The organism is Streptomyces sp. NPDC002734 (assembly GCF_040295685.1).
Lineage (GTDB): Bacteria > Actinomycetota > Actinomycetes > Streptomycetales > Streptomycetaceae > Streptomyces.
Genome location: NZ_JBEOVU010000006.1, coordinates 149,287 through 172,819 on the forward strand (window position 1 = coordinate 149,287; position 23,533 = coordinate 172,819).

The 23,533-nt window shown below is 74.5% G+C and carries 21 protein-coding genes; 10 read left to right on the plus strand and 11 right to left on the minus strand.

Features of this window, described 5'->3' with window-relative positions:
* Window positions 1-201: 201 nt before the first annotated feature.
* Entirely contained in the window at window positions 202-405 is a 204-nt protein-coding gene (locus ABT026_RS08130) for a cold-shock protein (RefSeq protein WP_108952184.1), read from the minus strand.
* A gap of 356 nt (window positions 406-761) precedes the next feature.
* On the opposite strand from ABT026_RS08130, the gene ABT026_RS08135 reads away from it, so the two are divergent.
* Window positions 762-1,406 (plus strand): ATP-binding cassette domain-containing protein, encoded by a 645-nt coding sequence (locus tag ABT026_RS08135; RefSeq protein ID WP_351113264.1) that lies wholly within the window; start codon window positions 762-764, stop codon window positions 1,404-1,406.
* The gene (locus tag ABT026_RS08140) at window positions 1,403-3,049 is read left to right on the plus strand and encodes a hypothetical protein (RefSeq protein WP_351113265.1); all 1,647 of its coding nucleotides are present in this window, start codon (window positions 1,403-1,405) and stop codon (window positions 3,047-3,049) included. The genes ABT026_RS08135 and ABT026_RS08140 overlap by 4 nt, the downstream gene beginning before the upstream one ends.
* 90 nt (window positions 3,050-3,139) lie before the next feature.
* On the opposite strand, the gene ABT026_RS08145 is transcribed toward ABT026_RS08140, so the two are convergent.
* From ABT026_RS08145 to ABT026_RS08170, 6 genes are all read right to left on the minus strand, one after another.
* On the minus strand, window positions 3,140-3,757 hold the full coding sequence (locus ABT026_RS08145; protein ID WP_351113266.1) for a helix-turn-helix domain-containing protein: 618 nt from the start codon (window positions 3,755-3,757) through the stop codon (window positions 3,140-3,142).
* A gap of 64 nt (window positions 3,758-3,821) precedes the next feature.
* Window positions 3,822-5,789 carry an ABC transporter ATP-binding protein gene (locus ABT026_RS08150; RefSeq protein WP_351113267.1) on the minus strand — a complete coding sequence of 656 codons (1,968 nt, stop codon included), beginning with the start codon at window positions 5,787-5,789 and terminating at the stop codon, window positions 3,822-3,824.
* Entirely contained in the window at window positions 5,786-6,577 is a 792-nt protein-coding gene (locus ABT026_RS08155; RefSeq protein ID WP_351113268.1) for an ABC transporter permease, read from the minus strand. Before ABT026_RS08155 ends, ABT026_RS08150 begins: the two co-directional genes overlap by 4 nt.
* Window positions 6,578-6,684: 107 nt before the next feature.
* Complete coding sequence (locus ABT026_RS08160; protein ID WP_351113269.1) at window positions 6,685-7,659, minus strand: ABC transporter permease; 975 nt, start codon at window positions 7,657-7,659, stop codon at window positions 6,685-6,687.
* On the minus strand, window positions 7,656-9,896 hold the full coding sequence (locus ABT026_RS08165; RefSeq protein ID WP_351113270.1) for a S9 family peptidase: 2,241 nt from the start codon (window positions 9,894-9,896) through the stop codon (window positions 7,656-7,658). The genes ABT026_RS08160 and ABT026_RS08165 overlap by 4 nt, the downstream gene beginning before the upstream one ends.
* Window positions 9,897-10,000: 104 nt before the next feature.
* Window positions 10,001-11,644 carry an ABC transporter substrate-binding protein gene (locus ABT026_RS08170; RefSeq protein WP_351113271.1) on the minus strand — a complete coding sequence of 548 codons (1,644 nt, stop codon included), beginning with the start codon at window positions 11,642-11,644 and terminating at the stop codon, window positions 10,001-10,003.
* A 327-nt stretch (window positions 11,645-11,971) separates the two neighbouring features.
* Here ABT026_RS08170 and ABT026_RS08175 point away from each other — a divergent pair, with 327 nt between their 5' ends.
* Both ABT026_RS08175 and ABT026_RS08180 read left to right on the plus strand, forming a co-directional pair.
* Window positions 11,972-12,775, plus strand: coding sequence for a peptidoglycan DD-metalloendopeptidase family protein (locus ABT026_RS08175; protein ID WP_351113272.1), 804 nt, complete (start codon window positions 11,972-11,974; stop codon window positions 12,773-12,775).
* A gap of 190 nt (window positions 12,776-12,965) precedes the next feature.
* A complete protein-coding gene (locus ABT026_RS08180) occupies window positions 12,966-13,340 on the plus strand; it encodes a DUF2255 family protein (RefSeq protein ID WP_108952188.1) in 375 nt (124 codons plus the stop codon).
* A 40-nt stretch (window positions 13,341-13,380) separates the two neighbouring features.
* Here the strand turns inward: ABT026_RS08180 and ABT026_RS08185 are convergent, their stop codons facing one another.
* Window positions 13,381-14,208: an SDR family oxidoreductase gene (locus tag ABT026_RS08185; protein ID WP_351113273.1), complete on the minus strand. Its 828-nt coding sequence runs from the start codon at window positions 14,206-14,208 to the stop codon at window positions 13,381-13,383.
* A gap of 99 nt (window positions 14,209-14,307) precedes the next feature.
* Between ABT026_RS08185 and ABT026_RS08190 the strand changes: the two genes are divergently transcribed.
* The 5 genes from ABT026_RS08190 (at window position 14,308) to ABT026_RS08210 (ending at window position 18,641) form a co-directional block, all read left to right on the plus strand.
* A complete protein-coding gene (locus ABT026_RS08190) occupies window positions 14,308-14,964 on the plus strand; it encodes a glyoxalase (protein WP_351113274.1) in 657 nt (218 codons plus the stop codon).
* A 150-nt stretch (window positions 14,965-15,114) separates the two neighbouring features.
* Entirely contained in the window at window positions 15,115-17,067 is a 1,953-nt protein-coding gene (locus ABT026_RS08195; RefSeq protein ID WP_351113275.1) for an APC family permease, read from the plus strand.
* Window positions 17,068-17,125: 58 nt separating this feature from the next.
* Window positions 17,126-17,305, plus strand: a complete 180-nt coding sequence (locus tag ABT026_RS08200) for a helix-turn-helix transcriptional regulator (RefSeq protein ID WP_351113341.1) — start codon at window positions 17,126-17,128, stop codon at window positions 17,303-17,305.
* A complete protein-coding gene (locus tag ABT026_RS08205) occupies window positions 17,305-17,832 on the plus strand; it encodes a hypothetical protein (RefSeq protein WP_351113276.1) in 528 nt (175 codons plus the stop codon). The genes ABT026_RS08200 and ABT026_RS08205 overlap by 1 nt, the downstream gene beginning before the upstream one ends.
* Window positions 17,833-18,014: 182 nt before the next feature.
* Complete coding sequence (locus ABT026_RS08210) at window positions 18,015-18,641, plus strand: LysE family transporter (protein ID WP_351113278.1); 627 nt, start codon at window positions 18,015-18,017, stop codon at window positions 18,639-18,641.
* Between the two features lie 124 nt (window positions 18,642-18,765).
* Here the strand turns inward: ABT026_RS08210 and ABT026_RS08215 are convergent, their stop codons facing one another.
* The 3 genes from ABT026_RS08215 to ABT026_RS08225 form a co-directional block, all read right to left on the minus strand.
* Window positions 18,766-19,152: a VOC family protein gene (locus tag ABT026_RS08215; RefSeq protein ID WP_351113279.1), complete on the minus strand. Its 387-nt coding sequence runs from the start codon at window positions 19,150-19,152 to the stop codon at window positions 18,766-18,768.
* Window positions 19,153-19,287: 135 nt separating this feature from the next.
* On the minus strand, window positions 19,288-20,874 hold the full coding sequence (locus ABT026_RS08220; RefSeq protein WP_351113280.1) for an alkaline phosphatase D family protein: 1,587 nt from the start codon (window positions 20,872-20,874) through the stop codon (window positions 19,288-19,290).
* 217 nt (window positions 20,875-21,091) lie between these two features.
* Window positions 21,092-21,721 carry a TetR/AcrR family transcriptional regulator gene (locus ABT026_RS08225; protein ID WP_351113281.1) on the minus strand — a complete coding sequence of 210 codons (630 nt, stop codon included), beginning with the start codon at window positions 21,719-21,721 and terminating at the stop codon, window positions 21,092-21,094.
* A 190-nt stretch (window positions 21,722-21,911) separates the two neighbouring features.
* Here ABT026_RS08225 and ABT026_RS08230 point away from each other — a divergent pair, with 190 nt between their 5' ends.
* Window positions 21,912-23,450, plus strand: a complete 1,539-nt coding sequence (locus ABT026_RS08230; RefSeq protein ID WP_351113282.1) for an MDR family MFS transporter — start codon at window positions 21,912-21,914, stop codon at window positions 23,448-23,450.
* Window positions 23,451-23,533 lie beyond the last annotated feature (83 nt).

A 23,533-nucleotide genomic window follows, 5' to 3' on the forward strand; every position in this document is an offset into this window, starting at 1 on the left:
CAGGGGGCCGGCCGGAAAAAGGGCGGGCGACTGCGCCGGAAGAATGAGCCGGACGTGGACGGGAGGTGAATCTCCGTCGCAGAGGCGTCCGTGCGGGGTGGGCGGCGGCGTGACGCCTGGCCGCCCGGTGGTGCCAAAAAGCACGGGACTGGGGCCCGCACCCCAAAGCGTGCGGGCCCCAGTCCGTCGTACGTGTCGGCGTCAGGCAGGAACGATGTTCTCGGCCTGCGGGCCCTTCTGGCCCTGCGTGACGTCGAAGTTCACCTTCTGGCCCTCCTGAAGCTCACGGAAGCCGGAGGTGGCGATGTTCGAGTAGTGGGCGAAGACGTCGGGGCCGCCGCCGTCCTGCTCGATGAAGCCAAAACCCTTTTCCGAGTTGAACCACTTCACGGTGCCAGATGCCATATTGAATCTCCTTCTGGGGCAGTGCCCGGATCCACACCGTGTGGAACCGGAGTCGCTGCGATGATTTCCCGTCCGGAGATGTCCGGCAAGCGGTGAGACTGCCGAAAACAAAAAGAGTGCTCGTCGACGAAAGGGTCGGGAGAGCACTCGAAGCCTCTGGGAACCAAAACTGCAACTTCTGCGACCGTAGCACAGGTGGAGGGGCGATGGGCGAACGGCGGGCCCCGGAGTGATCCGTGTCTCCTGTCCGCGCCGCCTCCGCGGGGTGTCATGATCGTCGTGCGTCGCCGGTGGGGGCACCCGGCGGGGGAGGAGTGACAGGGGTGGGAGCGGTGGTGTTGCTGAGGACCACAGGAGTGAGCCGCCGCTACGGCGAACGGGTCGCGCTGCGCGCCGTCGGGCTGGAGGTCGCCCGCGGGGAACGCGTCGCGCTGATGGGACCGAACGGGTCCGGCAAGTCGACGCTGCTGCGGATCGCCGCCGGACGGGAGCGCCCCGACGCCGGAAAGGTCGCCTTCGACGGGGCGCCGATGACCGAGGACGACCCGCGAATACGGGCCCGGGTGGCCGTCGTCGCCGACACCCCGAGCTGGTACCCCGACCTCACCGTGCGCCAGCACCTGGAGCTGGTCGCCGTCGCCCACGCGGTCGCGCCGGAGGAGATCGACGCCGTCCTGCGCGACCTCCGGCTCCACGGGCACGGCGACTCGGTCCCGGCGGCCCTGTCCTCCGGACAGCTCCAGTCCCTCCTGCTGGCCGCCGCGCTGCTGCGCCCGCGCGACCTGCTGGTGCTCGACGAACCCGAACAGCGGCTCGACCCCGGCGCCCGAAGCCGCCTGGCCGGCATCGTGCGCGCCCAGGGCGAACACGGCACGGCCGTCCTCTACGCCACCCATCACCTCGAGCTCGCCCGGGCCGCGCACCGGGTCGTGCTGCTGGAGGACGGAGAGGTGGTCGCGGACGGGCCCGCGGACGAGGTGCTCGCCGGGGCGCGGCGGTGACCGGCCCGGCCCCGGTCATGCCGTGGGGCGGGAGCCCGGAGTGGGCGGGGGCGCCCCACGAGGACCGGACGGCCGAGGTGCGGGCCTGGCTCAGGGCGCGGCGCGGGGCGGAGGGCGCGCGGCGGTTCGTCTCCCGCGCCTACACGGCACTGGTGCTGCTCGCCGGGTGGTACGGCCTCTTCGTGGCGGGGCTGCTCGCCGAGGTGCGACGGCGGCCGTTCGCCGCGCACGCCGCCGTGGTCGAGGCGGTGCTGCCCGCGGGGCTCGCGACGGCGGCCGCCTGGGCCCTGTGGGCGGCGCTGCGCGACGCGCTGTGGCGGGGCCCGGTCACGCCGCCGGGGCCGGACGTCGACTGGCTGCTGGTCCTGCCGGTGCGCCGGCGGACGGTGCTGCTGCCGTGGTTCGCGCTGTCGGCCGCTCTCTGGACGGCCGCCGGGCTGCTGTCGGCACTCGCCGGGGCCGCCGCGCTCGCGGCGACCGGTCTCGGCGCGCTGGGGCCGCTGACGGCGGCGTGCGCGGGCGCCGCCGTCTGCACGGCCCTGCTCGCCGTCGCCGCGGCGGCGACGGTCCAGCGCTCACGCCGGGCGGCCCGTGCCGTCCACCGGCTCACCCCGTGGGCGGTGACGGCGCTGCTGGGGGTGGCCGTGCAGACGGTGGCCGCCGCCCGGGGGAGCAGGGTGCGGTGGCTGGAGACGGCCGAACTGTGGTCAGGCCCCTGGGGCTGGGCGGCGCAGCCGGTCCTGGCGGCGGTGGGAGGGACGGCCCCGCTCTGGCCGGTGGCGGTGTTCCTCCTGGTGTCGGCCACCGCCGTGGCGCTGTGGCTCGCCGTGCGGTGCCTGGGCGGGATCCCCGCCGGGTCGCTGCGGGCCAGGGCCGGTGCCACGGGCGGGGTGCTGGCCGGCGTCCTCGCCGCGGACCCGCGTGTGGTGCGCCTGGCCACGGCCCGCTCACGGGAGGCGAGGGCCCGGGGGAGGACCGCCCGGTGGGCCGGCCGGCTCCACGCCCCGCGGTTCCCGCGGCTGCTGGTGGTCTGGCGGGACGCGGTGGCCCTGGCGGCCGTGCCGCGGCGGACCGCCTCGGCGGTGGCCCTGCTGCTGGTCGCCGCGGCCGGTGCGGCCGCCGCCGGGGCCGGCGCCGGGACGCTGACGGCGGCGGCCGCGGGCGCGGCGGCCTACGGCGCGTGCGCCCGGCTCCTGGAACCGGCCCGGCTGGACGGCGACGACCCCCGCCGGGCCGCCTGGTCGCCCCGGCCGTTCGAGCGGACGGTGGCGGCGCACGCGGTGGTGCCGACGGCCGTGCTGACGGTCGCGGGCGCGGTCCTCGCGCTGGTGACGGGCGGACCCGGCGCGCTGCCGGTCGTCGCCGGAGCCGTGCCGGTGCTCGTCGCCGCCGGGCTGGTGAGCGCCTACCGGCCGCCCACCCGCACCGCGCTGCTGTACGGGTCGGCCGCGCTGGCCGGAACCGGTCCGGGGCTGGCCCTGCTGTGGCACGCGGTGGGCCCTCTGGTGGGCGTCACCACGGTGACCGTGCTCCTCGGCGGCCCCGGTGCTGTCGGCGTCGGCAGGACGACGGCCTGCTGGGCGGTCGCGGCGGTGCTGCTGCTGTGGGCCCGGCGCCGGGCCGCCGCGCTGGTCCGGCCCTGAGGGTGCGAGGGCGGGCGCCGGGCTGTCCCCGGGTGCGCGAAGGCGGGACCGCCCGGCCCGGTGGGACCGGTGGGGCTCACCGCGGGTGGGTCAGTGGCGCGGGTGGCCGACCATGGTGAGAGTGACCGCGGGAGCCGCGTCGGTGCTGTAGAAGTGGCTGCTCAGGCCGGAGAAGCGGGCGCTGTCGCCGGTGGCGAGGCGGTAGGGCCGTCCGTCCACGGTCAGGGTGACCTCGCCGGAGAGAACCACCACGTACTCCACCGACCCCGCCCCGTGCGAGCTCAACTGGCTCTGCGCGTGCGGGTGCAGGCTGGTGCGGTACAGCTCCACGCGGCCCGGTTCGTGACCGGCGAAGAGCAGGTTCACGGAGGTCTCGCCGGGCGGCTCGGGCAGATCGGCGGCGCGCACGATCTCCGGGTGCAGCAGCGGGCGGCGCAGCAGCTCGTCGCAGGTGGTCTCCAGCGCCTCGGCGATCCGGACCAGCACGTCGACGGTGGGGTTGGCCTCGGCGCGCTCGATCTGCGACAGCAGCGCCTTGCTGACCCCGGTCGCCGCCGACAGCTCCCGCAAACTCAACCCCCGTGCCAGACGGCGCCGGTTGACGTTCCCCGCGAGCGAGGCGCGGGTGCCGGACGCGGCCGGCGCACCGGAGGCGGTCCGGGCCTCGGCCTGGTGCGGGACCGCGGCCGGGGTGGTCGTGCCGGTCACCGTCGGCCTCCTCGGTCGTCGCAGGTCAGGGGGTGGAGCAGGGTGTCGCGCCGGGTGCCGAACTCTACCGTGGGGCGGGGACGGCGGCGAGCAGCCGACGGGTCTCGGGATGCTCGGGTGCGTCCAACACCCGTGCGGCGGGCCCGGTTTCGACGAGACGGCCGTCGTGCAGCACCGCGACGTGGTCGGCGATCTGCCGCACCACGGCGAGGTCGTGGGTGATGAACAGCACCGCGAAACCCTGGTCGCGGCGCAACTCGTCGAGCAGGTTGAGCAGTTGCGCCTGCACCGAGACGTCGAGCGCGGCGACGGACTCGTCGCAGATCAGCAGCCGGGGCCGGGCGGCCAGCGCCCTCGCCACCGCCACCCGCTGACGCTCGCCGCCGGAGAGGGCCGCGGGGCGCCGGTCGGCGTACCGCTCGGGCAGGCCGACCCTGGCCAGCAGCGACCCGACGGTGTCCGTGCCGCCGCGGCCGCCGCGCCGGGCGGCGTCCAGGGCCTCGCGGAGGGTGGCGCCGACGGTGCGCAGCGGGCTCAGCGAGGCGTAGGGGTCCTGGAAGACGATTTGCGCGTGCGCGGCGATCCGGCGGCGGTCCGCGGTGGAGGGCCGCCGCCCGCGGGGGAGGTCGACCGGGCCGGTGCGGACGGCGCCGTCGTCGAAGGACTCCAGGCCGATGACGATCCGCGCGAGGGTGGTCTTGCCGGAGCCGGAGCGCCCCACCAGGGCGGTCACCTCGCCGGCGGGCACGGTCAGCGACACGTCCGCGAGGGCGTGCCGCCCGCCGTCACCGGCCGCGGACCCGAACCGGCGTCCCACCTCCCGCACGACCAGGGCGGCGTCGGGGTCGGGTGCGGCGGCGTGGGGCGCGGGATCCTCCCCGTCGGGTCCCGCGCCGTTCGCCGCCTCGCCGTTCGCCGCAGTGCCGTTCGTTGTCGCGCCGTTCGCCGGTGTGGCGTTCGCCGCTGTGCCGGCCGCCGCGCCGTCCGCCGTCGTGGTCGGCCCGAGCGGCCCCAGCTCGTCGGCGCGCAGGCACGCGGTCGCGCCGAGGGCGGCCGGGCCCGGAGGGACGGGGGTGAGGGACACCGGCGTGGTGCGGCAGACGTCCACGGCGAAGGCGCAGCGGTCGGCGAACGGGCAGCCGGGGCCGCGTTCGCCGGGCGCGGGGACGGAACCGGGGAGGGTGGCGAGGCGGGGTCGCCGCTCGTGGGCGGAGGGCTCGGAGGCCAGCAGGGCCGCCGTGTACGGGTGCCGGGGGGCGCCGCCCAGCCGGTGCGAGGGGCCGTGCTCGACGACCTTCCCGGCGTACAGCACGTGCACCCGGTCGCAGGCGGAGAACGCGACCCGCAGGTCGTGCGTGATCAGGATCAGGCCCATGTCCCGGTCCCGCCGCAGCCCGCCCAGCAGGTCCAGGACGGCGGCCTGGGTGGCGGTGTCCAGCGCCGTGGTCGGCTCGTCGGCGATCAGCAGCTCCGGATCGCCGGCCAGCGCCGCCGCCGTGGCCACCCGCTGGAGCATGCCGCCGGAGAGCTCGTGCGGGAAGCGGTCGGCGACCGACGGGTCCAGCCCCACCTCGACCAGGCGCCGCTCCACCTCGGCCCGCCGCGCCGCACGCACGGCACGGCTCCGGCCGTCGAGGCCGCGCAGCCCGTCGGCGATCTGCCGGCCGCAGGTGAGCTGCGGGTGCAGCATCGCGAACGGGTCCTGCAGCAGCAGCGCGATCCGCCGCCCGCGCAGCGCGGCACGGGCCCTGGGCGCCAGGCCCAGGACCTCCTCGCCGCCCAGCCGGACCGCCCCGGAGGTGACCTCGAGGCCCGGCGGCAGCAACCCGGCTACCGCCCGGACGGTGAGGGACTTCCCGCTGCCGGACTCACCGACGATGCCCACGCATTCGCCGGGCGCCACGGTCAGCGACACCCCGTCGACGACGACGGCTCCGCCGCCGGAGCCCGCCGTCACGGACAGGCCGTCGACCTCGAGGAGCGGCGCGGACACCGCGTCACGGGTGGCGTGGGGGGCGTGGGTGGTCGTCACGATCTGCCTCGCTCGGAGAAGGCCTCCAGGACGCGGTCGCCGAGCAGGTTGAGCACGACGGCCGACAGCACGATGAGGGCGGCGGGCGCGAGCGCCGCGCTCGGGTTGGTCCACAGCAGGTTCCGGTTCTCGGAGAGCATCCGCCCCCAGTCCGGTGCGCCGGGCGGCACGCCCAGGCCCAGGAAGGAGAGCGAGCTCAGCGCGACCACGGCCCCCGCGAAGTTGAGCAGCGTGTTGGCGACGACCACCGGCAGGGTGTTGGGCCAGATGTGCCGCAGCATCACGGTGCGCCGCGGCAGCCCCAGCGTCTCGGCGGCCTCCACGTACGGCAGGTGCCGCTGCTCCAGCACGGCGGTACGCACCAGGCGGATGTCGGAGGGCGAGGTCAGCACCACCAGCGCGCACACGGCCAGGGTCCAGCCCCCGCCGCCGATGCCCGCCACCACCAGGGTGACCAGGAGGGCGGGAACGGCCAGCAGCAGGTCGGCCCAGCGGCGCACCAGCACGTCCGTCCACCCGCCGAGGTAGCCGGCGAGGAGCCCCAGCACGTTGCCGATCAGCATCGAGCCCAGCGCGACCAGCGCGGCGCCGGTCAGGGTGGAGCGCGCCCCGGCGATCACCATGCTCGCGATGTCGCGGCCCAGGTCGTCGGTGCCGAGCAGGTGGCCGTCGCCGGGCATCCGGGCGCCGGCGGTGATGTCCTGGGCGTCCCAGTGGGGCAGCAGCGCCTGGCCGAACGCGGCGGCCGCCAGGAACAGCACGGCCAGCACGAGGCTCAGGGCGGTCATCGGCCGGACGAGGCGGGTGCGCCGCGGGCCACCTGTGCCGGGCCCGGCCGTACCGCGCGCTCGCGGTCGGGCTCCCGCCCGGGCTCGGGCCCGGGCTCGCAGCGAGGTCATCGGCGTTCCTTCGTCGGGCGCGACGGCGCGGCGGGGGCGGGGCGCAGCCGGGGGTCGACCAGCGGCTGGGCGAGCTCGGTGAGCAGCCCCGCCAGGCAGACCAGCACGGCGATCAGCAGAGCCTCCGCCTGCACCAGCGGCACGTCGCGGTACGTCACCGAGTCGACCAGCAGGGAGCCGAGTCCCGGCAGCGCGAAGACCTGCTCCACCATCACCGTCCCGGCCAGCAGGTAGGCGACGACCAGCCCGACGCCGGTGAGCACCGGCACCAGCGCGCCGCGCAGCACGTAGTGGACGAGGATCCGCCGCTCGGCGACCCCGCGGGCCCGCGCGAACGCCACGTGCTCCTTGTCGAGTTCGCGGATCACCGCGGCCCGGGTCAGCTTGAGCAGCACCGCCGTCACACTGAGCGCCAGGGCCACCGCCGGCAGCACCAGGTGGGACAGACGGTCGCCGCCCTCTCCGGGGCCGTAGGCGGGGAACCAGCCGAGCATGAGCGAGAAGACGTAGATGAGGACCAGGCCGCCGGCGAAGGCCGGGGTGGACAGCGCGACCAGCGAGGTCGTCTGCACGACGCGGTCCGTCGTCCGGTACCGGCGCAGCGCGGCGAGGACGCCGCCGGGGACGCCGAGCAGCAGCGAGATCGCCAGGCCGAGCCCCACCAGCTGTCCGGTGAGTGCGAGCCGTCCCCCGATGGTGGCGGCCACCGACGCGCCCGTGCGGATCGAGGTGCCGAGGTCCAGGCGGAGCGCGTCGCCCGCCCAGCGCAGGTACTGGACGACGAACGGCTGGTCGAGGTGGTGCCGGGCGCGGACCGCGGCGAGCGCGTCGGGGGTGGCGTTGCGGGGGCCGAGCAGGGTGCGCGCCGGGTCGCCCGGGGCGGCCTGGAGGAGCGCGAACACCGCGACGGACAGCACGAACAGCAGCGCGAGCGTGCCGCCGAGCCGGCGCAGGACGTACCGGGCGGTCATCGGTGGCCCCCCTCGGAACCGGCGTGGCCACCGGAGGCGGCGTCGGCGGCGTCGGTGCCGCTGTCGCCGCCGGCGCGGTGGCCCGGGCCGCCCAGGTGCTGCGCCAGCCACGCCTCGGCGCGGGCGACTGCGTCCAGCACCCGTGCCGGGTCGGTGAACTCGTGGCCCTCGTCCGGGTACACGTACAGCTCCACGGGCGCCCGTCCGGCGCGGCGCAGCGAGCGGTAGAGCTGGTGCGCCTGGCCCACGGGGGTGACCCGGTCCTCGGCGCCGTGCACGATCAGCGTGGGGGTGCCGGACCCTCCCGTGGCGGTGACCGCGGAGCGCTCCCGGGCCTCGGGGCGGATGCGGTAGGCGTCGTCGTAGCCGCCGCCGATGTTGCTGGTGTCGCGGAAACTCACCCAGTCGGACGGCGCGGACACCACCACGGCGGCGCGGAACAGGTCGGTGCGGGCGGCGGCCAGCGCGGCGAGGTGCCCGCCGTAGCTGTGGCCGAGCACCGCGACGCGGTCCGGGTCGGCCTGGCCCGTGGCGGTCAGGTGACGGACGCCGGACAGCACGTCCTGGAGGTCGCCGCCTCCGACGTCGCCGACCACGGCACGGGCGTGGTCGAGGCCACGCCCGCTGCTGCCGCGCGGGTTGGGCAGCAGCACCAGGTACCCGGCGGCGGCGAGCGCCGGGGCCAGACCCAGCACGTCGGCGGGGGCGTGGGAGGTGGTCCACAGCCAGGACGGTCCGCCGTGCAGCAGTACCGCGAGCGGGCGCGGGCCGGCGGGGGAGGACGGCGGGTCGCTCTCCAGCAGCAGGCCGTCCACCCGGGTGCCGTCCGCGGAGGTCCAGCCGGTGGCGGTGGTGCGGAAGCCGTCGACGCGCAGCCCGGCGTTCAGCGAGGTCACGGGACGCCAGCTCCAGGCGCCCGGGCCGCCGGTGGCGGCGACGACGGCCTCGGCGGGGCGGCCGGGCGCGTCCAGCACGGTGGCCGCGGTGCGGCCGTCGGCGCTGAGCGAGAGGGCAGGGGTGAAGCCGGGGCCGGTGAGGGTGACCGGGCCGCCCCAGCCCGGGGCGCCGGGCGTGGTGCGCCCGACGCGGGAGCCGGAGCCCTCCCAGCCGGCGTGCCACAGGTCCGCGGCGGCGACGCCCGCCGGGTCCGGAGCGGTGTTCCCCGGGGCAGGGGCGGCTCCTGCCGGGGCCGGGACCGCGCCCCGGTGACGCGGAGCGGCGAATTCCAGCCAGGTGACGTCCTCCAGCGCGGCCGGGCGCTTGACGTCGCCCGTCGCCAGGTCGACGACCAGGGGGCGGCCGGCCACGATCGAGATGCCCTCCACGACCGCGGCGCGCCGCCCGTCGGCGTCGAGCGCGGGGGCGGTGAGCTGCCCCTCGGGCTCGTACAGGGTGCGCGCGGTGCGGGCGGTCAGGTCCAGGGCGGCGAAACGGGCCTCGTAGTAGCCGGAGGGCAGCGTGTCCTCGGAGACGGTGGCCACCGCCAGGTCGCCGCCGCGCCAGGCCACGTTCCAGACCGTCAGCCCCACGGGCCCCACCTCGTGGAGCGTGCCGGTGGCCAGCTCCACCAGGTGCAGGCGGCGCATGCCCAGACCGGGGGCGAACCGCTCGGGGTCGGGCCGCGGGCCCAGCCGCACCGGCAGCCCCAGGCTCATGCCGTCGCGCTCCGCGCCGTCGTCCGCGGTGAGCAGCAGCGCCCGCGTCCCGTCGTCGGAGAGCAGCAGGTCCTCCACCTCACCGGGGGCGCGCAGCAGGGTGCGCGTCTCTCCGGTGACGATGTCGAGCAGGGCCAGGTACGGGTGGCGGGAGGCGTCCGCGGAGTCGTCGGCGGCCGAGGGGTCCGCAGGGTCGGCGGCGTCCGCGGAGTCGTCGGCGTCCGTGGCGTCCGCGGCGTCCGCGGGGTGCGCCACGTGCAGCAGGGTGCGGGAGTCGGGCAGCCAGCGGGGGGTGTGGCGCCAGACCATGTGGCCGGCCTCCGTGTCCCCCACCACCGTGTGGGCGGCCGCCGTGTGGTGTGCCTCCGTGTGGCCGTCGCCCGCCGCGGAGCCGTCGGCCACCGGTGCGAGCACCAGGGAGGTGTGGTCGGGCCCCATGGCGGTGACCGCCACCGTGGTCCCGTCGGGACTGAGACGGGCCTCGGCCGGGTGGACCAGCCGCAGCATGGCCTCCCGCACCCGCCGCACGACACGTGCCGTGGGGCGGTCGGAGGGCGGGGGAGGGGCGGCGGGGCGAGGCATGAGGGGTCCGTGTTCGGTGCGGGAGCGAGCAGGTGGGCGGGGACGGCGCGGGGGCCGTCGTCCCCGCCCACCGGTCAGGAGGGAGCCGCCGGGGGCCGGCGGTTTCAGGCGGCCCTGCGGATCCGGGTCGCCCAGGGGCCGACGAAGGCGAACGGGCCGGGCTGCTCCAGGACGATGTCCCGGGAGAGCGCGGTCGCGGTCTGCGCCCACCACAGCGGCAGGTAGGGCAGGTCCGCGGCGGCCGTGGTGACCGCGGTCAGCAGCTTCTCGCCGCGGCCGGCCGGGTCGGTGTCGGTCTTCGCCCCGTCGAGGGCCTTGTTGATGGCCGGCTCGTCGTAGTGGGCGATGTTGGTCGCCGTGGCGGCGGCGTTCAGATAGGCGTCGGCCAGCTCCGCCGGGTCGCCGGTGACCGGGAAGTACCAGAGGAACTGCAGCGGCTGCTTGCCGGAGCCGAGCTCGTTCACCCAGGCCTCGAGGGTGATCTCCTTGACCTTCAGGGTGATGCCGAGCTTCTTGAGCGAGTCGGCCAGTGCCAGCGCGGCCTTGCCGACCTGGGGGCCGCTCGCCGGGTAGTGCAGCTCGGCGGCGAAGCCGTCGGCGTGCGCGGACTTCGCCAGCTCCGCACGGGCCCGGTCCAGGTCGAAGGAGTACTCCGGGATCTGCGCGTAGGCGGCGCGCACCTTCTTCTCGGGCAGCAGGTCGCCCCACATGGCCGGCGAGACCAGCGCGTTCGCGATCTCCGCCTTGCCCTGCAGGATGCCCTCGACCATGCCCTCGCGGTCCGCGGCGTGGGCGACGGCGCGGCGCACGTGTGGGTCGTCCCAGGGGGCCTTGGAGGTGTCGAAGGCCAGCGAGACCACGGAACGGTCGGCGGTGTAGGCCACCTCGGCGGCCGACGCCCAGCCCTTGGTCTCGTCGGAGGCCAGCGCGAGCGCGCCGTCCACCTCGCCGGACTTCATGGCCACCAGGCGGGTGCCGGCGTCCGGCACGAAGGAGAGCTTCAGCTTCGAGACGGCGGGCTTCTCGCCCCACCAGCGCGGGTTGCTCTCCAGCAGCACGTGGCTGTCGGCGGCGAACTCGGTGATCCGGTAGGCGCCGGTGCCCAGCAGCAGGGTCTTCTCGGTCCCGATCTTCCCGCGGTGGGCGCGCAGGAACTTCTCGCTGCCGACCGGCAGGCAGCCGGGGGCGACGCTCCACAGGAAGGCGCCGTCGGCGGCCTTCAGGCGGACGGTGACCTCGTGCGGGCCGGTGGCCTCGACCGACTTCACCCCGGCGAAGGCGTAGGCGAGCACGGAGGCGTTCTCCGGGTCGCGGATCTCCTCGATGGAGGCGACCACGTCGGCGGCGGTGAAGGGCGTGCCGTCGCTGAAGACGACGCCCCGGCGCAGCGTGAACACGTAGGTCCTGGCGTCCGGCTGCTTCCAGGAGGTGGCCAGGCCGGGCCCGAGGTCGCCGGCCGGGGTCACCGACAGCAGGGACTCCTGGACGAGGGTGGCCACCAGGTAGTTCAGCACGCCGGACTCGCGGCCGACGTCCAGCGAGGAGATGGAGGAGGGCAGCGCGAAGGTCAGCTCGCCGACCGGCCCGTCCGTGCCCCCGGCCCCGCCCTTGCCGGAACCGCCCTGGTCGGCGGCCTGCGGCGCGCACGCCCCGAGCAGCCCCGACGCGGCGAGCACACCGGCGCCGGCCGCGGAAAGGCTGAGCAGTCTGCGGCGGCTCAGGGCGCCGCCGGTCTCCGAGGCCGACATCGGGCCACCGTCCTCACTCTGTACTTCCGGCTGTACGTCGGTACGTCGGTACGTCGGTACGTCTGTGCGCCGTACTGTTCCGGCGATCCGTCCACCAGAACTGTCCACTTGGGCGGTGACAGTAACCGAAGGAATTTGACGGCGTCAAAGCGCGCCTTATGGGTGGACCGGGACAGGGATGGCTGATGATCGGTCAGTCATATAACAGCAAGGAGCGCGGCACGGGCGGAGAAGGCCTGTACCAGCCTTGCCGGGGGCGGCACGGCGGCCCTAGGTTCCGGGCGTCGTGCGTCGCGTTCCGCGGCGTCCCCCCATCCGAGGAGCAACGTGTCCCTGCTCAGACGCCTCCCCGCACTGATCGCCGTCGTGCTGCTCTCCCTCACCGGCTTCTCCGCCTCCCCGGCCCAGGCCGCCGCGGACGCGGTCGCCGCCGCCCCCAACTTCAAGGCGCCGTACCCCTGCGGGCAGCGCTGGACGTACAGCCACCACTCCGCCGAGGTCCGCCGCGCCCTGGACTTCGTCCGCGCCGACGGCGGCGCCACCGCCGGCACCCCGGTCCTGGCCTCCGCCGCGGGCACGGCCACCCGCTACTACCAGGCGAGCGGCGCCGGCAACTACATCGTCATCGACCACGGCGGCGGCTGGCGCACCTACTACTTCCACCTCGCGGCGTACTCCGTGCCGAGCGGCGCCTACGTGAGCCAGGGTCAGCAGATCGGCACCACCGGCTCGACCGGGAACTCCTCCGGGGCGCACATCCACTACGAGCAGCTGTACAACGGCACCGGGCAGAACATCGTCATCAACGGCGCCGGGCTGTCCTACCCGGGCTCCTACAACCAGGCCTACCTGACCAGCGACAACGGCTGCGGCGGGAGCGGCGGAGCCGCGTTCAACACCTGGGGGAGCGGGGTCAACGTCCGCTCCGACGCGCGGCTGAGCGCGCCGGTGGTCGCCACGCTGAGCGGGCCGACCTCGGTGTGGGTGGTCTGCCAGAAGCAGGGCGACACGGTCAACGCGGAGGGCTACACCAACAACTGGTGGAGCAAGCTGCGCGACCAGAACGGCTTCGTCTCCAACATCTACATCGACCACCCCTCGGCCCAGCTGCCGGGCGTCCCGCTCTGCTGACCGCGCGATGAGCCGCTGATGAGCGGCTGATGAGCCGGCGGTGAGCCGTGCCGAGCCGGTGGTGGTGAGCCGGCGGTGTCCGGACGGACCGGGTGTTGGTCCGTCCGGACGCCCACCGGTGGCGTGCGCCGCGGTGAGCCGTTCCGCTGGGATCAGGCGCGACCGAACCCCAGCGAGGAGCCGAGACGTGATGACCACCTGGACCCGCACCGAACTCGCGGGCATCGGCGAAGCGGAAGAACTCGAGATCGCCTCCGTCGGCGAGGACGGCGCGCTGAGCGACTGGCGCACCATCTGGGTGGTCCGCGACGGCGACGACGTCTACGTCCGGTCGGTCTACGGGCCGGGCTCGCGCTGGTACCGGGGCACCCGGGCCCGCCACCAGGGCCGCATCCGGGCGGGCGGCGTGGAGAAGGACGTGACGGTCGTCGACGCCGACCCCCGGCTCAACGACCGCGTGGACGCCGCCTACTACGCCAAGTACGAGGCGTACCCGGCCTCGCTGGAGACCATCCTCACCGAGCCGGCCCGCTCCACCACCATGCGCCTCGACCCCCGCGAGTGACGGCGGGCTACGGGGTCCGGGCTCCTGGCTCTGCCATGGCTCAGGCGCCCGGGGCCAGGAACTCGGTGGCGCCGCGCACCCGGGTGCGCAGCAGGCGCCGGGTGGCCCCGCCGTCCAGGCGGACGTCCGCCGGGCCCGCGCCGTCGACGTCCGCGCGCCGGCCGGCCGGCACCGCCGCCGGGTCCAGGCCGTCGCGCCGGGCGATCAGGAGACCGAGTTCGTGACGGCTCACCGCGTCCGGCCCCGCGACGTGGAAGGTCCCCGAGTGCGCCCGCTCCGTCAGCTCAAGGAGCGCCGCGGCGAGGTCGGCGACGTGGACCGGACAGCGCACCTGGTCGGTGAAGAGCACGCCGTCACGGCGTCCGGCGGCCAGGTCGTGGACCAGCCGCTCGTGCCCGGAGTCGCCGTCGCCGAGGATCAGCGAGGTGCGGACCACGGCCGCGGTGGGCGTGAGCAGACGGACGGCGGTCTCGGCGGCGGCCTTCGCCGCCCCGTACGGGGTGGTCGGGTCCGGGGCGGCGCCCTCGTCGTAGTGGACCCGGGCGCCGGAGAAGACCGCGTCGCTGGACACGTGCACCAACCGCAGGCCCCGCTCCGCCGCGGCCATGGCGACCCGGACGGCGCCCTCCGCGGTGACGCCCCAGTCCGCCTGCCGGTACGCCGCGTTGACCACGGTGTCCGGGCGCACCTCGTCGAGCACCCGGTCGAGTGCGGACCGCTCGCGCAGGTCCAGCGGCAGCCAGGCGACGCCGGGCAGGGAGCCGGGGCGGGTGGCGAAGGTCCCGGCGACCGGCCGTCCGGAGGCGGTCGCCTGCCGCGCCAGCTCGGAGCCGAGGTATCCGCCGGCGCCGACGATCAGCAACGTCATGGGGCGACACCCTAGGCCAGGAGGGAACGGCTCCGGCGGTCGAGGACCGGTCAGGATTCGAGAAGCCCCGGCGGGGGTCGCGCCCCTAGCGTGGAGCACATGACAACCACCGCGTCCCCCACGTCCCTGTCCCTCGCCTCCGTCACCCTCGAGGTGGACGACGTCGCGTCCGCCCGCCGCTTCTACGACGCCTTCGGCGTGGCGCGGTACATCCGCCTGCGAGCCTGCGACGCCCCCTCCACCGGCTTCCGCGGCTTCACCCTGGCGCTCACCGTCTCCCGCCCCGCCACCGTGGACGGCTTCCTCGACGCCGCCGTCGAGGCGGGCGCCACGGTGCTGAAGCCGGCCGCGAAGTCCTTGTGGGGCTACGGCGGCGTCGTCCAGGCGCCGGACGGCACGGTCTGGAAGGTCGCCACCTCCGAGAAGAAGGACACCGGCCCGGCCACCCGGGAGATCGACGACGTGGTCCTGCTCCTCGGGGTGGAGGACGTGAAGGCGACCAAGCGGTTCTACGCCGAGCGGGGCCTGACCGTCGCCCGCAGCTTCGGCGGCAAGTACGCCGAGTTCGCCGCCGGGGACGCCTTCCCCGTCAAGCTCGCCCTGTACAAGCGCCCCGGGCTCGCCAAGGACCTCGGCCTCCCGGCCGACGGCGGCGGCTCGCACCGCCTCGCCCTCGGCGCCACGGGCACCCCGTTCACCGACCCGGACGGCTTCACCTGGGAGACCGCGGAGGTCCCCGCGACCACGCCGGCCTGACGCGCCGCCCTCCGGACCCGGTCCCAGGCCACCGGACGTCGACACCCGGGGCGGGGCGGGGCGGGGCGGGCCGGCGCTGGCGCGGGTCGTGTGCGGAGATCGCTGTGGTGCCTCCACGGCCGCGTCACCGCCTGCCGCTTGGATGGAGGCATGACCCTCGATCAGGTGGTGTACCGCGTCAAGCGTGGCCTGCTCGGCAGACCGCTGACGGCGGAGAGGATCGGCGAGGAGAAGCTGAGCAACCGCACGGCTCTCGGCGTGCTCGCCTCCGACTGCATCAGTTCGTCGGCCTACGGCACCGAGCAGATGCTGCGCGTCCTGGCGCCGGTGGTGGGGACGGCCGCCTTCACGGTGGTCATGCCGGTGACCGGGGCGATTCTCCTGGTCCTGCTGCTTCTGACGCTCTGCTACAGCGACGTCCTCACCATCTACACGCGGGCAGGCGGCTCCTACGTGGTGGCCCGGGAGAACTTCGGGCCGAACGTGGCGCAGGTCGCCGCGGTGGCGCTGCTCGTCGACTACGTCGTCACCGTCGCCGTCCAGGTGTCGGCCGGAACCAACGCGCTGATCTCGCTGGCCCATCTGGTGGGCGGCGGATGGAGCGGCCTGGACCACCTGCAACAGCCCGTGTCCGTGGCGGTCGTCCTGCTGCTCGCCTACGGCAACCTGCGGGGAATCCGCGAAGCGGGGCGGGCGTTCGCGCTGCCGGCCTACCTCTTCATGGGCGCCATGGGACTCGTCTTCGTGGTGGCCGCGGTGCGCGGCCTCACCGGCACCCTGCCGCACGCAGACCTGACGGCCGACGGCGTCGTGCCGCTGGGCACGCCCGGCGACGGCTGGCTCCAGGGCGCCTCGCTCTTCATCGTGCTGCGTTCCTTCGCCAACGGCGGCTCCTCCCTCACGGGGCTCGAGGCGATCTCCAACGGCGTCTCCGTCTTCCGGCAACCGCAGGGCCGCAACGCCCGCCGCACCCTGGTCGCCATGAGCTGTGTGCTCGCGGTCCTGGTGCTCGGCGTCTCCGTGCTGGCCTACTTCACCCACGCGGTCCCCTACACCGACGGCACCCCGACGGTCATCGCCCAGGAGGCCCACCTCGCCTTCGGTGACGGGCCCTGGGGGACGGTGGGACTGGTCCTCGTGCAACTGGCGACCGCCCTGATCCTCTACACCGGGGCCAACACGCCCTTCACCGGCTTCCCGTTCCTGGCGAACTTCGTCGCGCAGGACCGGTTCCTGCCCCGGGTGCTGACCAGGCGTGGGCACCGGCTGGCGTTCTCCAACGGCATCTTCGTGCTCACCGTGCTCTCCCTGGCACTGCTGCTGGTCACCGGCGCGAGCGTCGAGAAGCTGGTGGCCCTGTACGCGATCGGGGTGTTCACCGCCTTCACCATGGCCGGGGCGGGCCTGGCCACCCACCATCTTCGCCGTCGTGAACCGCTGCGCCGGGTCAAGATCGCGATCAACGTGCTGGCGGCGGTCGCCTCGGCCGGCGTGGTGGTGATCTTCGCGGTCACGAAGTTCACCGAGGGCGCGTGGCTCGTCGTGGTCGTCTTCCCGGTCGGGGTGTGGGGGCTGGTGCGGATCAACCGCGAGTACCGGCGTGAGGCCGCCGCACTGGAGCGGCTGCCCGAGGGCGCGGACCGGCCCAGGGCGCGTGACCATCACGTCCTCGTCCTGGTCGAGGCGCTCGACCTGGCGACGCTGAAGGCCCTGCGGTACGCCCACGAGCTGCGGCCCCACACGATCAGGGCGGTGCACTTCGCGATCGACGAGACGCGCGCGCGACGGCTGTCCGCCCTCTGGGAATCGACGTCGGCGACCTCGGTGGACCTGGAACTGGTCGCCTGCCCGGACCGCCGGCTGCGCCACGCGATGCGGGAACTGGCCGTCAGGACGACGCGGGAGGGCGACATCTCGCTGACCGTCCTGGTGCCGCGACGCATGTACAGCGGCGCGCTCGGCAAGCTGCTCCACCGGGGGACCGGTGAGTCGATGGCGCGCAGCCTGACGCACCTGCCGCACATCGCGGTGACCATCCTGCCATTCGACGTGTCCCTCGCCCTGCGCACCCTGGAGGCGCACGGCATGCCCTCGCCGGACTGACACCGCGCCCTCCCTTGCCACCCCTGCCCGGACGCGACGGCCGGAGTCACGGCAGGGGCTGGCCGAGGCCGTGGGCGCGCACCACCAGACCATCGGCTACATCGAGCGGGGGCAGTACAACCCGAGCCTCGACCTGGCGTTGCGGGTCGCGAAGTACTTCGCGTTGCCGGTGGAGGCGCTGTTCTCCCTGGAGCCGTTCCAGCCGCTCACCGAAGAGGTCTACGGAGGGAAGCAGTGATGACGACCGGCCGGCTCACGCGCTACGACCGGGCCATGGTGCGCCTGATGAACCGGGGCGAGGGGCGGGCCCTGTACGCGTCGGCCCGTCGCCGCAAGGGAGTGGTCGCCGCCCACGTGGCGCTCACCGCGGCACTCGGCGGGCTCATGTCGTACCTGTACCTGGCACAGCGGGAGCAGTACTGGCTCGTCGCGCCGATGGCCGCGCTCGTGCTCCCGTGGATGTTCTGCACCGGGGTGATCAACAGCGCCACCCGCGGCCTGCTCGAACTGCGCGACCGGGCCCTGGACGAGCGTCAGCCGGCCGACAGGGCGCGGATCCAGGCGCTGGCCCACCGGGCGATGACGGTGGTGCTGCCGGCGGCCGTGGCCGCCCTGCTCGGCACGGGCGCCGTTCTCGGCTCCGCCCCCACGGCCTACGCCGCACCCGTGCTGATCGCCGTGCTGGTCACGCACCTGCTGATGCCGCTGTGGGTCGCCGGAGCGACGGCCAGGGACGAGGTGGAGGACGACTTCCCGCCGGCCTGAGCGGGCGGCGTGCCGCGTGGGCGGCGGGGCGCGGAAATGTGGTTGCGCGGCCCGGTGTCCGCGGCCGACCATCTGCGCATGAACGCGACCACCGCCCGCCCCCTGCCGCACTCCGACGCCCGACCGGCGCGGGGCCGACAGCAGCGGACCGCCGGCCTGCCGGGAGCGACCCGCCCACGCGGGTGAACGGGGCCCTGGTCGCCGGGCTGCTCGCGGGGTACGGCATCGCCGTGCCGGTGGGGGCGGTCGGCGCGTACCTGGTGACACTGAGCGCGCGGACCACGCCGCGCACCGGCGCCTGCGCGGCGCTCGGAGTGGCCACGGCGGACGGGCTGTACGCGCTGCTCGCCGTCCTCGGCGGCACCGCGCTCGCCGAGCTCGTGCGGCCCTTCGCCGACCCGCTCCGGTGGGCCTCCGCGCTGGTGCTGCTGGCCCTCGCGGCGCTGGGAGCCGTCGGCGCCGTGCGCGCCTACCGCGCGCGGCGGGCCGCGACCCGGGCAGGCGGGAGTCCGGCCGGTCCGGTCCGGGCCTACCTGACGCTGCTGGGGATCACGCTGCTCAACCCCATGACGGTGGTGTACTTCGCGGCCCTGGTGCTCGGCGGCGACGCCACCGGCGATCCCGCGCCGGTGGAGCGGGCCGTCTTCGTGCTGGCGGCGTTCGCGGCCTCCGCGAGCTGGCAGCTGCTGCTGGCCGGGGGCGGCGCGCTGCTGGGGCGGGTCCTCACCGGCGACCGCGGCCGTCTGGCGACCGCCCTGGCCTCCAGCACCCTGATCGCCGTCCTGGGCGTCCGCATGGTGACCGGCTGAGCCGCCGCGCGGAGACGGACCCTGCGGGCCGGGCCGCCGGTCACGCCCGTCGGGTGACGGGTGATCGAGGCGGCCCGGCGCGCGGGCCCCGTGTCCTACCGCGTGGTCCACCGGGAGGCGGACGTCACTTCCAGCCGCCGTACGGCACCGTGATCAGTTCCATGGCGTGGCCGGCCGGGTCGAGGAAGTAGACGCCGCGGCCGCCGTCGTTGCGGTTGATCTCCCCCGGCAGGCTCTGCCGCGGGTCGGCCCAGTGCTCGATGCCCCGGGCCGTGATCCGTGCGTACGCGGCGTCGAACTCCTCCTCGGAGACGAGGAAGGCGTAGTGCTGGGTGGCGAGGTGGTCCTCGGGGACGGTGGCGAAGTCGAGGGTGACGCCGTTGTCGAGCTCGACGGCCACGAACGGGCCCCACTCGGCGGTGATCTCGAGGTCCAGCAGCTCCGCGAAGAAGCGGGCCGATTCCCGGTTGTCCCGGGCGTGGACGATGGTGTGGTTCAACTGAACGGACAAGGTATGCCTCCAACGGGCATATCCCGGCACCTCCATGCTCCACCCGGACGGTGGCCGGCACGCGATGCGACCACCGACCCTAGTGCGCGGCGGGTGCCCCGGGAAGTGCTTTTCGCAGGGCCGGGCCCGCAGCGGTCAGACCTGCACCCCCGGCACCCGGTCCTCGACGACCACGCTCGCGCGGGTGGTGACCGGGGCGCCCGGCTGCTGCACGTAGGGCACGACGCGGAAGTCCGTGGTCCAGCGGCGCCGGTCGACGTGGACGCGGGCGTAGCCGCGCTGGGAGTTGAAGAACTTCATGTGCGGGTTGGCGGCGAGGAACGTCTCGCCGTCCGGGCCGACGTCCACGCCGTCGCCGCCGCTGGTGATCGACGTGCCGACGAACTCCGCGCCCACGGTCGGGGATTCGGGGTCCTGGTAGTCGCGCTTGAGGTCCCAGGCGTAGTTCTGGTGGCGGTCGCCGGTGATGACGACCAGATTGCGCACGCCGCGCCGGTCGGCCTCGGCGAGCAGGCGGTTGCGGTCGGCGACGTAGCCGTCCCAGGGGTCGAGCCAGACCAGTTCGGCGGGGCCGGGGTCCTTGTCGGTCTGGCCCATGGGGGCCTGGTTGCCGAGGATCTGCCACTGGGCGGGCGAGCGCGAGAAGTTGCCCAGCACCCAGTCGCGCTGCCGGGCGCCGAGGATGGTGCGGTCGGGGTCGAAGCGGGCGGTGCTGGTGGCGGACTCGCCGTCGCCGTCGGGCTGGTCGTCGCGGTACTGGCGGGTGTCCAGCATGGTGAGGTCGGCGAGGCGGCCGTAATTGAGCCGGCGGTAGGCCCGCAGGTCGGGGCCGTGCGGCATCTGGGTGTGGCGCAGCGGCTGGTGCTCGTACAGGGCCTGGAAGGCGGCGGCGCGGCGCTGCCGGAAGACGGCGGGGTCCTGGTCGGGTTCGGTGTCGGCCTGGGAGAGGTCGCCGGCCCAGTTGTTCTCCACCTCGTGGTCGTCGAAGGTGACGATCCACGGAAAGCGGGCGTGGGCCTTCCGCAGGGGCTCCTCCGCCTTGTAGAGGGCGTACTGGAGGCGGTAGCGGGCCAGGTCGAAGGTCTCGGTGTGGAACTTCGGGTCGGTGGTGACGCCGCGCCGGTTGCTGCGCACGCCCGACTCGTACAGGTAGTCGCCGAGGTGCACGACGAAGTCGAGGTCCTCCTCGGCCATGTGGTCGTAGGCCGTGTAGTACCCGTCCTGCCAGGCCTGGCAGGACGCGAAGGCGAACCGCAGCTCGGCGGGCCTGCTGTGGGCGGGCGGGGTGGTGCGGGTGCGGCCCACGGGGGAGAGGTGCCCGGCGGCGCGGAAGCGGTAGTAGTACACGCGGTCGGGGAGGAGACCCGCGACCTCCGGGTGGACGGAGTGGCCGAGCTCGGGGGTGGCGACCACGCTGCCGCGGCGCACCACCTTGCGGAAACGGGGATCGGCGGCGACCTCGTACTCCACGCGCACCGGCGCGGGCGGCATGCCGCCCAGCCCGTCGGCGGCGAACGGGTCGGGCGCCAGGCGGGTCCACAGCACGACGCCGTCCGGCTGCGGGTCGCCGGAGGCGACGCCGAGGGTGAACGGGTCGTCGATCGCGGCGGGGGCGGACCAGGCGGGGCCGGCGCTCCACAGGCCGGTGCCGAGCATCAGGACGGCGGCCCCGGCGGTGCCGTGGCCCAGGACGGTTCTGCGGGACGGGTGCAGGTCGGCCATGGTGCCTCCTCGGAGGTCGGGCTGGGACATCCGGAAGGCTGCTCCCCGGCGATGACGCAACGAGGGTGCCCGAGTGGCCGATACATGAATTCGCGTGACGCGGCGCGCCAGGGTGGTTCACACGTACGACGGTTGACGACCCGTCCGATCGGACGCCCACCGACCGGACGGCCACCGATCGGACGCCCACCGACCGGACGCCGCCGTCAGGCGCGGCTCACGCCCGCCCGGCGTCGGGGCCGTCGAACGGCTGGCCCATGAGGTGCAGGACGTCGTCGGCGAGGTCGAGCAGCTCGACGGGGTGCTCCGACTCGAACCAGGTGCGCATGGTGGTCCGCATGGCGGCCAGGAAGCCGGCGGCCAGGACGCGGGAGCGGAGCGGCTCGGCGCCCCGCTCGGCCAGGACGTGGGCCAGGTCCTGCTCCAGGCCGGCGTGGGTGGCGAGCTGCCGGCCGAGCAGGGAGGGGTGGCGCAGGGCGAGCCGGGTGCGGGTGATCGTCTCCCGGTCGGGCGAGAAGGGGCCGGGCTCGAAGGAGTGCAGGGCGGTCCGCAGGGCCGTCCAGGGGGACTCCTGCGCGGGCCGTTCCGCGACCGCGCGCAACAGGGCGGCGGCCTGCTGCTCCTCCCCCCAGAGGACGGCGTCCTCCTTGGTGGCGAAGTAGTTGGAGAACGTGCGGCGCGAGACCCCGGCCTCGTCGGCGATCGCCTCGACCGTCACGTGGTCCAGTCCGTGCTCCACCGTCAGCCGCAGCGCGGCCCGGTGCACCGCCTCACGGGTCGCGGCCTTCTTGCGTTCGCGCAGGCCGGGAGGGCTGTCCGGGACGGCGCTGCGATCGGTGGTGTCCATCGTCGGCAATGGTAAGGCCATGGCAAGAAAAATGCCCAGTGGGAAAACTTGCACAGTGTGCATGTATCGTGGGGGTATCTCGCCCCTTCTCTGAGGGCATTCCTTTTCTTCTGCTCCTGCTCCGGAGGACTTCTTGAGCGCGCCCGTCGCCGATCCCACAGCCGCTGCCCCGCCTGCGGGTCCCGCCCCGATGGACCACAAGTCCATCCTGAAGGCGATGAGCGGCCTTCTGATGCTGCTGTTCGTGGTGATGATCAGCAGCACGATCGTCTCCGTGGCCCTGCCGCAGATCATCGGCGCCCTGAAGGGCACCCAGTCGCAGTACACCTGGGTGGTCACCGCCACGCTGCTGACCTCGACCGCGTCCACGCCGATCTGGGGCAAGCTCGCCGACCTGTTCAGCAAGAAGGCGCTGCTGCTGATCTCGATCTGCATCTTCTTCGTCGCCTCGCTCGGCGCCGGTTTCTCGCAGAACACCGGCACCCTGATCGCCTTCCGCGCCGTGCAGGGCCTGGGCATGGGCGCGCTGCAGATCCTGGTCCAGGTGATCATCGCCGCGATGATCAGCCCGAAGGAGCGCGGCCGGTACAACGGCTACCTCGGTGGCGTGATGGCCGTCGCGACGGTCGGCGGCCCGCTGCTCGGCGGCGCCATCGCGGACGCCTCCTGGCTCGGCTGGCGCTGGTGCTTCTTCTTCGCGCTGCCCTTCACCGCGATCGCCTTCCTCGTCCTGTCCCGCACCCTGCACCTGCCGGCGGTGAAGCGCAGCGGAGACAAGCCGAAGGTCGACTACCTGGGCGCCACCCTGATCGCCGTCGGCGTCAGCGTGCTGCTGCTGTGGGTCACCTTCGTCGACAACGAGTTCGACTGGATCTCCTGGCAGACCGGCGCCATGGTCGGCGGCGCGGTCGTCCTCCTCGGCCTGGCCGTGCTGGTCGAGTCGAAGGTCGCCGAGCCCGTCGTGCCGCTGAAGGTCGTCAAGCGGCGTGACCCGGCACTGGCGATCATCGCGAGCCTCGCGGTGGGCGTGGCCATGTTCGGCGGCGCCGTCTTCCTCGGCCAGTACTGGCAGATCGGCCGCGGCTACACCCCGACCGAGGCCGGTCTGATGACCATCCCGATGATGGCGGGCGTCCTGCTCTCCTCGACGATCGCCGGCCGCCTGGTCTCCAAGAGCGGCAAGGTCAAGCCGTTCATCGTGGCCGGCACCGTCATCCTCACGCTGGGCTTCCTGAGCCTGTCGATGATCGACGCCCAGACGCCGCTGTGGCACGTCTTCGCGGGCATGTTCCTGATCGGTACGGGCGTCGGCATGTCGATGCAGAACCTGGTCCTGGTGCTGCAGAACACCGTGCCCCTCGCGGAGCTCGGCGCGGCCAGTGGAGCGATCACCTTCTTCCGCTCGCTCGGCGGCACCATCGGCGTCTCCGTGCTGGGCGCGGTGCTCGCCAACAGCGTGGCCACGAAGATCACCGCGGGTCTGGCGAAGATGGGCGTCGACACCTCGGGCGGCGGCTCGCAGGCCGGCGGCAACCTCGACCTGGCCAGCATGCCCGCGCCGATCCGCGAGCTCGTCCGCGCCGCCTACGGCGAGGCCACCGGTGAGATCTTCCAGATCGCGGCGGCGGTCGCGGTCATCGGCATCGTCGCGACCGTCTTCCTCACCTCCACCAAGCTGCGCGACAGCGTGGACCTGCCGGCCCAGGACACGGAGTCCGCGAAGGTCTGACCTTCCGCGTCCCTGACGCCCGTGGGGCCGCCTCCTTGCAAGGAGGCGGCCCCACGGGCGTTCGCGCCCCTCGCGGGAAGGTG

What these genes read in the sequence shown, in the direction of transcription:
- ABT026_RS08160 (WP_351113269.1), bottom strand. Translation starts at nt 7,659, where the DNA reads ATGACCGCCCGGTACGTCCTGCGCCGGCTCGGCGGCACGCTCGCGCTG.
- ABT026_RS08195 (WP_351113275.1), top strand. Translation starts at nt 15,115, where the DNA reads ATGACCCTCGATCAGGTGGTGTACCGCGTCAAGCGTGGCCTGCTCGGC.
- ABT026_RS08205 (WP_351113276.1), top strand. Translation starts at nt 17,305, where the DNA reads ATGACGACCGGCCGGCTCACGCGCTACGACCGGGCCATGGTGCGCCTG.
- ABT026_RS08130 (WP_108952184.1), bottom strand. Translation starts at nt 405, where the DNA reads ATGGCATCTGGCACCGTGAAGTGGTTCAACTCGGAAAAGGGTTTTGGC.
- ABT026_RS08225 (WP_351113281.1), bottom strand. Translation starts at nt 21,721, where the DNA reads ATGGACACCACCGATCGCAGCGCCGTCCCGGACAGCCCTCCCGGCCTG.
- ABT026_RS08220 (WP_351113280.1), bottom strand. Translation starts at nt 20,874, where the DNA reads ATGGCCGACCTGCACCCGTCCCGCAGAACCGTCCTGGGCCACGGCACC.
- ABT026_RS08170 (WP_351113271.1), bottom strand. Translation starts at nt 11,644, where the DNA reads ATGTCGGCCTCGGAGACCGGCGGCGCCCTGAGCCGCCGCAGACTGCTC.
- ABT026_RS08190 (WP_351113274.1), top strand. Translation starts at nt 14,308, where the DNA reads ATGACAACCACCGCGTCCCCCACGTCCCTGTCCCTCGCCTCCGTCACC.
- ABT026_RS08185 (WP_351113273.1), bottom strand. Translation starts at nt 14,208, where the DNA reads ATGACGTTGCTGATCGTCGGCGCCGGCGGATACCTCGGCTCCGAGCTG.
- ABT026_RS08230 (WP_351113282.1), top strand. Translation starts at nt 21,912, where the DNA reads ATGGACCACAAGTCCATCCTGAAGGCGATGAGCGGCCTTCTGATGCTG.
- ABT026_RS08180 (WP_108952188.1), top strand. Translation starts at nt 12,966, where the DNA reads ATGACCACCTGGACCCGCACCGAACTCGCGGGCATCGGCGAAGCGGAA.
- ABT026_RS08165 (WP_351113270.1), bottom strand. Translation starts at nt 9,896, where the DNA reads ATGCCTCGCCCCGCCGCCCCTCCCCCGCCCTCCGACCGCCCCACGGCA.
- ABT026_RS08155 (WP_351113268.1), bottom strand. Translation starts at nt 6,577, where the DNA reads ATGACCGCCCTGAGCCTCGTGCTGGCCGTGCTGTTCCTGGCGGCCGCC.